The following is a 9314-nucleotide window of genomic DNA, read 5'->3' as shown; positions in this document are numbered from 1 at the left end:
CAGAAGGTCTTAATACCGCTGTAGAAGCGATGGCAGATTTTGTACACCCCGACTTTCATAGTAAAATTGGGCACATTAAGGATGTCGCCGCGGGAGGCGTTTTTTTTACCGCATTTGTTGCCGTAATCATTGCTGGTTTTATTTACCTCCCACACATTTTCCCTTAGTCATCTGTGACTGCAGGAAGAGATTTTTGCCTTGTAGAAAATATAAATGTATTCGTAATTCAAAAGCACAACCGTTATAAAACTCATATAATGCTGAAAAAATATTTCATCCTGCTTGTTGCAGTTTTGCTGGTTATTCCTGTTTCCGCTCAGGAAACGGATATTGAGAAACTGGATACAAGGCTCACAAATTACGAGTACCCTTATGCAGTAAATTTCTTTAAAGTGAACGCACAGCAGGAAATTTACGAAATAGCTTATATGTACATTAAAGCTGAAAACCCTAACGGAGAAACTGTAATGCTGCTCCACGGAAAGAATTTTAATGGTGCTTATTGGGAAACTACCATTGAAGCACTTTCGGCTGAAGGATTTGATGTTTTGGTGCCTGACCAGATTGGCTTCGGGAAATCCAGCAAACCAAATCATTTCCAGTATACTTTTCAGCAACTGGCCTTCAATACAAAAAAGCTCTCAGATTCTTTGGAAATAGAGAAAATGAGCGTTTTAGGACATTCTATGGGCGGAATGCTCGCCACTCGTTTTGCCTTAATGTACCCTGAAGTCACCGAAAATTTAATCCTGGTAAACCCGATTGGTCTCGAAGACTGGAAGCTGAAAATTCCATATCAGAGTGTAAACGACTGGTACAAACAAGAGCTAAAGAAAGATTATGAAGCCATTAAAAATTATCAGAAGGAAAACTATTACGCCGGAGATTGGAATGAAAATTATGCAGAATGGGCTAAACTCCTTGCCGGCTGGACGCTCCATGAAGATTATCCCATTATCGCCTGGAATGCCGCGCTCACTTATGATATGATCCTTACCCAACCGGTAATTTACGAATTTAACGAGCTTCAAGTTCCCACGCTTTTGATTATTGGCACCAGAGACCGCACTGCCCTTGGAAAAAACCTGGTTTCAGAAGAGGTAAAAGCCACCATGGGACTTTACGACCAGCTTGGGGAAAAAACCAGGGACAAAATTCCGGATGCAAAACTTGTGGAAATTGAAGATGTAGGACATCTTCCGCATATTGAAGCTTTTGATCGTTTTATAAGTCCGCTCCTGGATTACCTTAAAAATTAGTATGCCGATAATTGACATTTTTTAGGTATTACCTTTTTAGTTTCTATCTTCTGTAATTTCAAGGTTGATGCTTGTGAGTTTGCTTCAGCAGAAAAACGTTGAATTAAGCAAACAAACAGGAGGTTTGGCCAGCCATAAAGCTATTTTACTACAGTTAACGGCAAAAATTGCTAATATTTCACTTTTTTCTATCGAAAATTGTCATTTTTCAACTGATTCTTAGTTCTTTTTTCGGCAATTATATTGGCAGGAAAGATTACACTTAAAAAACCCCAATTTTTGCACTATAAATCTCGATTAAGTTCTGGTACTTTTTCGAATATTTGAAGTTGCGCTACCCAAATGCCTAATATTCAATTTACGCTATTGCTGAAATTTCAAATTTACCGTTATCCTGAGGCAATATTTACGGCTAAAAATGTTAATTTTAAATACCCACAGCTTTTCTTTATTTTAGATGAGGCTAATTTGTATTTTTGCCGAAATACCTCAAATCATATATGGCTAAAAAGAAGGCTAAAACCAGAAAAAATCCTGCAAAAAAATCTTCAAAGTTCACCTTTAAGCTAAACAGGCAACAAAAGGTGGTACTTGGAAGTTTTTTAATGTTGTTTGGCCTGGCTTTACTTGTGGCTTTTATCTCCTTTTTATTTAATTGGCAGGCAGATCAATCTACGTTAGATCACCTGGCAGACCGGCAAATTGAATCTAAAAACTGGCTTAGCAAATTTGGAGCGGTTATAAGCGATTTCTTTATTTATAAAGGCTTTGGGATTGCCGCTTTCGTTGTGGCCTTCCTCGTAGGTCTTACTGGTATCTATCTCTTCTTCGATTTTAAAAAAAGTAACCTTCAAAAGTTCTGGTTTTGGGGCGTGCTGGTTATGATCTGGCTTTCCCTGTTCTTCGGATTCTTTGCTGAAGATAATCCATTACTGGGAGGAAGAATTGGTTATGAAATGAACGATTACCTTCAGGATTACCTGGGCTTTTTTGGAACCGTTTTGTTAATGATATTCCTGTTTATAGTGTACCTCACTGTACGGCTTAAAGTTACTCCGGAACTTATAGGAGGCTACCTGAATAAATCTAAAAAGGAATTCCAGTCGGAATTCGAAAAGAAATCAGGCGGGAATATTTCAGAAACAGAAGAAGAGAAAGACTGGAAGGAAGAAGTGGTTAATAAAAAAGAAAAAGAAGGATCTTCTTCAGAAATTAAACTGGAAACAGCTACACCGCAAGCAAATACAACTACACCGCCTGCACCTCCCGCTCCAAAGAAAGAGCAAAGTGACGAGGTAGAAATGGAGGTGGAAACAGCTCCTGAAGAAGATGAGGTAGAAGATAATCTAAGTGCAAAACTGGTAAGCGATTTTGGTGAATTTGATCCTACCCTGGAGTTGAGCAACTACAAATTCCCTTCCCTGGATTTACTTAAAGACTATGGCGGCGGCATTACGGTAAACCAACAGGAACTGGAAGAGAACAAGAACCGTATCGTGGAAACCTTGCGCAATTACAAGATCGAAATTGCACAAATTAAAGCCACGGTTGGTCCTACAGTGACCTTATATGAAATTGTTCCCGAAGCAGGAATCAGGATTTCGAAGATCAAAAATCTTGAAGATGATATCGCGTTGTCCCTTTCGGCACTTGGAATACGAATTATTGCTCCTATTCCGGGAAAAGGAACTATTGGTATTGAAGTACCTAACAAGAATTCCACAATTGTATCCATGCGCTCGGTCATAGCTTCTCCCAAATTTCAGAATGCCGAAATGGAACTTCCGATGGCCCTGGGAAAAACAATTTCTAACGAAACTTTTGTGGTGGATCTTGCAAAAATGCCCCACATGCTTATGGCAGGTGCAACAGGACAGGGTAAATCTGTTGGTTTAAACGCCATTCTTACTTCTCTACTATACAGCAAACATCCTGCAGAAGTAAAATTTGTCCTGGTAGATCCCAAAAAAGTCGAGCTTACCCTTTTTAATAAAATTGAAAGACATTATCTCGCAAAATTACCAGATACCGAAGAGGCTATTATTACAGACAATACAAAGGTGATCCACACGCTCAATTCCCTTTGTACCGAAATGGACAATCGTTACGAAATGCTGAAAAATGCAATGGTTCGTAACCTAAAAGAATACAATGTTAAGTTTAAAAACAGAAAACTTAATCCTGAAGACGGGCATCACTTTTTGCCATATATCGTGCTTGTGGTAGATGAGTTTGCAGATCTCATCATGACGGCGGGAAAAGAGGTGGAAACACCAATTGCCCGTTTGGCCCAACTGGCCCGTGCTGTGGGAATACATCTTATAATTGCCACACAGAGACCTTCTGTAAACGTAATTACAGGAATTATAAAAGCAAACTTCCCGGCCAGGATCGCCTTCAGGGTAACTTCAAAAATAGATTCACGCACCATCCTGGACAGCCAGGGAGCAGACCAGTTAATAGGTCGCGGTGACATGCTTTTTACGCAAGGCAGTGAAATGAAACGTTTACAGTGCGCTTTTGTAGATACTCCTGAAGTCGATAAGATTACAGAATTTATAGGTTCTCAAAAAGCATATCCAGATGCACACCTTCTGCCAGCTTATGAAGGAGAGGAAAATGGCACAGGAGTTGATATAGATGTGAGCGAGAGAGATAAGCTCTTTCGGGAAGCGGCCGAGGTTATCGTGACAGCGCAACAAGGCTCAGCTTCTTTGCTGCAACGAAAATTAAAACTTGGTTATAACCGTGCAGGAAGGATTATCGATCAACTGGAAGCGGCCGGAATTGTAGGCCCTTTTGAAGGAAGTAAAGCACGACAGGTTTTAATTACAGATTTAGCGGCACTCGACCAATTGTTAAACGAATAAAAGCATTTTACACGCACTCTAAAAAGGACAAAAACTTCAGTTTTCGTCCGGAAAAATAATTTTATAATGAAAAAAATAATCTTTTTATTTTCAATTCTTCTCAGCCTCGGCTTGAGCGCCCAGAACTCTGACCAGGCAAAAGCCCTGCTAAATGACGTATCTTCAAAAGTAAAAGCTTACGATAATATGGTGATCGACTTTAAATACGCTCTGGAAAATACAGCTGAAAATGTTAACCAAGAAACCCGTGGGGATGTGAGCATTAAAGGTGACAAATATGTGCTGAATTTAATGGGTACCACGCAAATGTTCGACGGTAAGAGAATCTACACGATTATTCCTGAGGATGAAGAAATTAATATCTCTAATTATGTAGAAGAAGACAGCAATAATATTACTCCTTCAAAAATGTTTTCTTTTTATGAAGAAGGATATAATTATAAATGGGATATCACCCAGGACGTAAAAGGAAGGAAAATCCAGTACATAAAGCTTACTCCGCAAGACAGCAATGCCGAGGTTAAAAACATTCTTTTAGGAATAGATACACAAACAAAACATATCTATAACCTTATCCAAACCCAGGATAATGGTACAAAAATCACCATTACCGTAAAAAGCTTTAAAACAGACCAGCCACTGGCACAGAGTCTCTTTACTTTTAACGAAGACAGGTATTCCAATTACTATATTAATCGCTTAGATTAAATTGAAGATACTAGACAAGTACATACTGGCGAGTTTCCTAAAAACCTTTTTTACAGTTTTTATAATCCTCATGTTCATTTTTGTACTACAGACGATTTGGCTGTACATTGGTGAACTCGCGGGAAAAGACCTTGATGTAGAAATAATTCTCAAATTCCTCCTCTACTTTTCTCCTAAGCTTGTACCGCTGGTTTTACCGCTTACCATCCTTCTTACTTCCATTATGACCTTTGGAAGTTTTGCCGAAAATTACGAATTCGCAGCAATGAAATCTTCCGGTATTTCCTTGCAAAGAGCCATGAGCGGACTTACAATCTTCATCTTTTTAGTTAGCCTTACCGCTTTCTTCTTTTCCAATAACGTAATTCCCGCAGCGGAATTTAAGTCCATCAACCTTAGGAGGAATATCGCTAAATTAAAGCCAGCAATGGCCATTAGCGAAGACATTTTCAATGAGGTTGGGGATATAAATATTAAAGTGGATGAGAAAAGCGGAGACAACGATCAGTATTTAACAGACATTATTATACATAAGAAAAGTGCCCGTAGTGGCAATTACACGGTAATGAAAGCCACAGAAGGAGAACTTGTGGGCAGCACAGATTCTGATGTACTCTCCCTGGTGCTTAAGGATGGAAACTATTACGATGAAATTCAACCAAACGATGCTGCAAAAAGAAGAAACAAGCCATATGCAAAAAGTTATTTTGAAGAATATGTCATAAATATTGACCTTTCAGAATTTAATAATGTGGACATGGAAGACGAAAATTACCATAGTACACAGGGGATGTTAAACACTTCGGAACTTAGGGAGAGCATAGATTCCTTTTCTACCACTTATAACGAACAGGTAAAAGTTTTTAGGGAGAGCATGTTTAACCGTACCGGCGCTGCTACTCTAAATCTCAACTACAGGCCTGCAGATATTGATACTACTTCAAAAATAGGAGAATCTGTACTGGACCTGTATGATGCTCAACAAGCTTCGCAAATCGCAGGTTTTGCTACAAGTTCGGCAGAAGCAGCTTTATCTCACATGAACCTGAAAAAAGAAGAATTTAAAACAAGTTTCCGGCAAATCAATAAATTTGAAATAGCCCTGCATGAAAAGTATGCTTTAGCGGCAGCTTGTTTTGTACTCTTTTTTGTTGGGGCTCCACTGGGCGCCATTATTAGAAAAGGCGGAATGGGATTGCCAATGGTTATTGCCATCCTACTATTCCTTACCTATCACTTTATTGGCATATTTGCAAAAAACTCTGCCGAAGACGGAAGTGTTAGTCCGTTTATTGCAACCTGGCTTCCCACTGCCATTATGCTTCCGCTGGGAATATTCTTAACTTACCGCGCTACCACAGACCAGGGTCTATTTGCTTTTGATAACCTTTTTGAACCCTTTAAGCGGCTCCTTAAAAAAGCAGGGATCATTAAGACTAAAGACAAAATAGATTAAATATCTTTGAAGCCGATAAAATTATTGCAATGCCAGAAACTGAAGCAAATTCAAAAATTAAGTTAGATCACATTAAAGATGCTATTGAAGATATCCGTGCCGGGAAAGTAATTATAGTAGTAGACGATATCGACAGGGAAAATGAAGGAGATTTTGTAGCCGCGGCAGAAAAAGTAACGCCAGAAATGATCAACTTTATGGCCACACACGGCAGAGGATTAATTTGTGCTCCAATTACCGAACGCAGGTGCAAAGAGTTGCGACTGGAAATGATGGTTGGCACCAATACAGATCCTATGGAAACAGCCTTCACCATTTCAGTAGACCTTAAGGGAAAAGGAGTCACTACAGGAATATCGGCGTTAGACAGGGCTAAGACAATACAATCTTTAATAGATCCTGATACAAAATCATATGATTTGAGCCGCCCGGGACATGTCTTTCCGCTTAAAGCGAAAGAAGGAGGCGTTTTAAGAAGAACAGGGCATACAGAAGCTGCGATAGATTTTGCCCGGTTAGCGGGATATGCACCTGCCGGGGTGATTGTAGAGATAATGAATGAAGACGGAACAATGGCCCGTCTCCCCCAGCTCTTAGAAGTTGCACGTAAGTTCGATCTTAAAATAGTTTCTATAGAAGATCTCGTTGCTTACAGGATGCAACACGATTCGCTTATTGAGAAGAAAGAAGACTTTGATGTGGAAACCCGGTTTGGAAGTTTTAGATTAAGAGCGTACAAGCAAACTACTAATAACCAAGTACATATTGCCCTTACCAAAGGTTCCTGGAGCGCCAGTGAAGAAATTCTGGTGCGTATGAATTCTACGCTGGTCAACAATGACATCCTGGGAACTTTAACCAATGATGCCGATAAAAAACTGGACACGATGTTTCGCGTTATTAATGAAGAAGGACGGGGCGCAATAATTTTTATTAATCCGGTAAATCAATCCCTAAACCTGCTAAACAGGCTGGGGGAATTAAAAGATATCCAGAAGAAGGGGCAGTTAAAAGCTCCGCCTGTAAATATGGATAATAAAGACTTTGGGATTGGAGCCCAGATCCTACACGATTTGGAAATTCACAAAATAAAATTGCTTTCCAATTCCCAACAGAAAAAGCGGGTGGGAATGATTGGCTACGGTCTGGAAATTACAGATTACGTGAGCTATTAATCAATATCGATAATAACATCTTCCAATGGCCGTCTTACTTTTTTAAAACTGGAGAATTGATCATCTTTCGCACGGTAGCCTACAGGAAGCACCAGTACAGATTTTAAGTTGTGTTCTTCCAGTTTAAGATATTCGTCATATTTCCCGGGCTCAAAACCTTCCATGGGGCAGGCATCAATTTCTTCAGTTGCGCAAACGGTAAGCAAAGTACCTAAAGCAAGATAAGCCTGGTTTACTGACCACAGGGCGATCTCGTTATAAGGTTTAGAACTAAAATCGTTCACTAGAAACTCCTTAAAAGGAGTCAATACCTCATCAGGTGTTTTCCTGATGCTTTTTACCCTTTTAAAATAATTCTCAATAAAACCGGGCCCTACTTCTTTCTCTATACAAATTATCAAAATGTGGGAAGCCGTACTTATTTGCTGCTGATTCATACTAAACCCCTTCAGTTTCTCCTGAATTTTTTTGTTTTCTACCACTACCATCTTTATTGGCTGCAATCCATAAGAGGTAGCCGTAAGATTGAAGGCTTTCTTCAGGATCTCAATTTTTTCTGAAGGTAGAATCTTTTCAGAATCAAACTTTTTAGTAGCATAACGCCACTCCAGTGCTCTAATATTTCCCATGATCATGAGGTTTTTGTAACAGGCTGCAAATTTAAGGAATGTATGCAGGAATCGCCTACAATAAGAATAAATTAAACCTATACATCAAATTTTATTAACTATATTCGAATGAGTTTTTAATTTTTCATGGGCAAATGAGGCTGATAAAAAAATCCATTCTCACGCTGGTAATTCTTGTTGTTCTTGCCAGTTTAATAGTTCTGGGTCTTGAATCCTTTCTAAAACAAAATACGGCAGAAAATATCTATAGTGATGTAGGAAAAGTTCCTCCTGCCACAACAGTAATCGTTTTAGGCGCCAGTGTTCATTCCAGCGGGAAACTTTCTCCTATACTAGAAGACAGGATGATAACCGCCATAGAACTTTTTCAAAAGAACAAAGTAGAACAATTTTTGGTTTCCGGAGATCATAAAACCGATGATTATGACGAGGTAAATGCAATGAAAAATTACCTGCTTAGCCACGGCATTCCTGAAAATCTGATTTTACAGGATCATGCAGGCTTTGATACTTACGACAGCATGTACAGGGCAAACAAAATTTTTAATATTAGAAATGCCATTGTGGTTACGCAAAAATTCCACCTCCCCAGGACAATATTTATTGCGAAAAATCTGGGACTGGACTATAAAGGTTTTGCGGCAAACGCACGTTCTTACGAAACCTCCACAAGGTTAATGAGACGCGAAAAACTGGCAAATTTTAAAGCGCTGTGGGAAGTGCTTACAGATGGAAAACCCGCTACTTTAAAACAAAGCTTTTAAATAGTTCTCAAATTTCCTATCTTTAAGAGATAATCATCTAAAAAAGAAAACATGATACAATGGTTACTGCATATTGTGATAGATGCCGGCATCCTTTTGCTGGCTGCGAAAATGATGTCTAAAGTTGAGCTAAAAGGTTTTAAATCTGCTTTAATCGTTGCTCTTATTATTGGTGTACTAAGCTTCTTGCTCAGCTGGTTGCTTACGGCAGTACTAAATATCGCCACCCTGGGGCTTTTCTACTTTCTTGGACTAGGTTTTATAATAAGGATAATAGTAAACGCTATAATTATTGAAATAGCAGACCGTGTAAGCAAAGATTTTACTACTGTAGGTTTTCTGCCCTCCCTTTGGCTTGCAATCATCCTGGCTATAGTTGGCGGAATTGTAGACGCTATTTTATTTTAAGTTGTGATTACAAAAAGAGAAGGTCGAAAATTGGTAATTTTCGAC

General features: G+C 39.1%; 9 protein-coding genes. 8 read left to right on the top strand and 1 reads right to left on the bottom strand.

Annotated elements, in window-relative coordinates; translation table 11 throughout:
• The 6 genes from RM529_RS09075 to ribB form a co-directional block, all read left to right on the top strand.
• A partial coding sequence (locus tag RM529_RS09075; RefSeq protein ID WP_311484477.1) for a diacylglycerol kinase occupies positions 1-167 on the top strand: 167 nt, incomplete at its 5' end.
• A gap of 90 nt (positions 168-257) precedes the next feature.
• Positions 258-1259, top strand: a complete 1002-nt coding sequence (locus RM529_RS09070; RefSeq protein ID WP_311484474.1) for an alpha/beta fold hydrolase — start codon at positions 258-260, stop codon at positions 1257-1259.
• 500 nt (positions 1260-1759) lie between these two features.
• Positions 1760-4129 (top strand): DNA translocase FtsK, encoded by a 2370-nt coding sequence (locus RM529_RS09065; RefSeq protein ID WP_311484473.1) that lies wholly within the window; start codon positions 1760-1762, stop codon positions 4127-4129.
• A gap of 66 nt (positions 4130-4195) precedes the next feature.
• Positions 4196-4837: an outer membrane lipoprotein periplasmic chaperone LolA1 gene (gene lolA1, locus RM529_RS09060; protein ID WP_311484472.1), complete on the top strand. Its 642-nt coding sequence runs from the start codon at positions 4196-4198 to the stop codon at positions 4835-4837.
• 1 nt (position 4838) lies between these two features.
• Entirely contained in the window at positions 4839-6293 is a 1455-nt protein-coding gene (locus RM529_RS09055; RefSeq protein WP_311484471.1) for an LptF/LptG family permease, read from the top strand.
• A 29-nt stretch (positions 6294-6322) separates the two neighbouring features.
• The gene (ribB, locus tag RM529_RS09050) at positions 6323-7468 is read left to right on the top strand and encodes a 3,4-dihydroxy-2-butanone-4-phosphate synthase (RefSeq protein ID WP_311484470.1); all 1146 of its coding nucleotides are present in this window, start codon (positions 6323-6325) and stop codon (positions 7466-7468) included.
• Here the strand turns inward: ribB and RM529_RS09045 are convergent.
• Positions 7465-8097 (bottom strand): NAD(P)H-dependent oxidoreductase, encoded by a 633-nt coding sequence (locus tag RM529_RS09045; RefSeq protein ID WP_311484469.1) that lies wholly within the window; start codon positions 8095-8097, stop codon positions 7465-7467. The two genes, ribB and RM529_RS09045, sit on opposite strands and share 4 nt — an antisense overlap.
• 134 nt (positions 8098-8231) lie before the next feature.
• Here RM529_RS09045 and RM529_RS09040 point away from each other — a divergent pair, with 134 nt between their 5' ends.
• Both RM529_RS09040 and RM529_RS09035 read left to right on the top strand, forming a co-directional pair.
• The gene (locus RM529_RS09040; protein ID WP_311484468.1) at positions 8232-8861 is read left to right on the top strand and encodes a SanA/YdcF family protein; all 630 of its coding nucleotides are present in this window, start codon (positions 8232-8234) and stop codon (positions 8859-8861) included.
• Between the two features lie 51 nt (positions 8862-8912).
• Positions 8913-9269, top strand: a complete 357-nt coding sequence (locus tag RM529_RS09035; RefSeq protein WP_311484467.1) for a phage holin family protein — start codon at positions 8913-8915, stop codon at positions 9267-9269.
• The last annotated feature ends 45 nt before the right edge of the window (positions 9270-9314 follow it).

This window comes from Autumnicola edwardsiae (assembly GCF_031846505.1).
In the GTDB taxonomy this organism is placed as follows: domain Bacteria; phylum Bacteroidota; class Bacteroidia; order Flavobacteriales; family Flavobacteriaceae; genus Autumnicola; species Autumnicola edwardsiae.
Note: the sequence above shows the minus strand (reverse complement) of the source record. Positions and strands in the feature narration are given on the sequence as shown.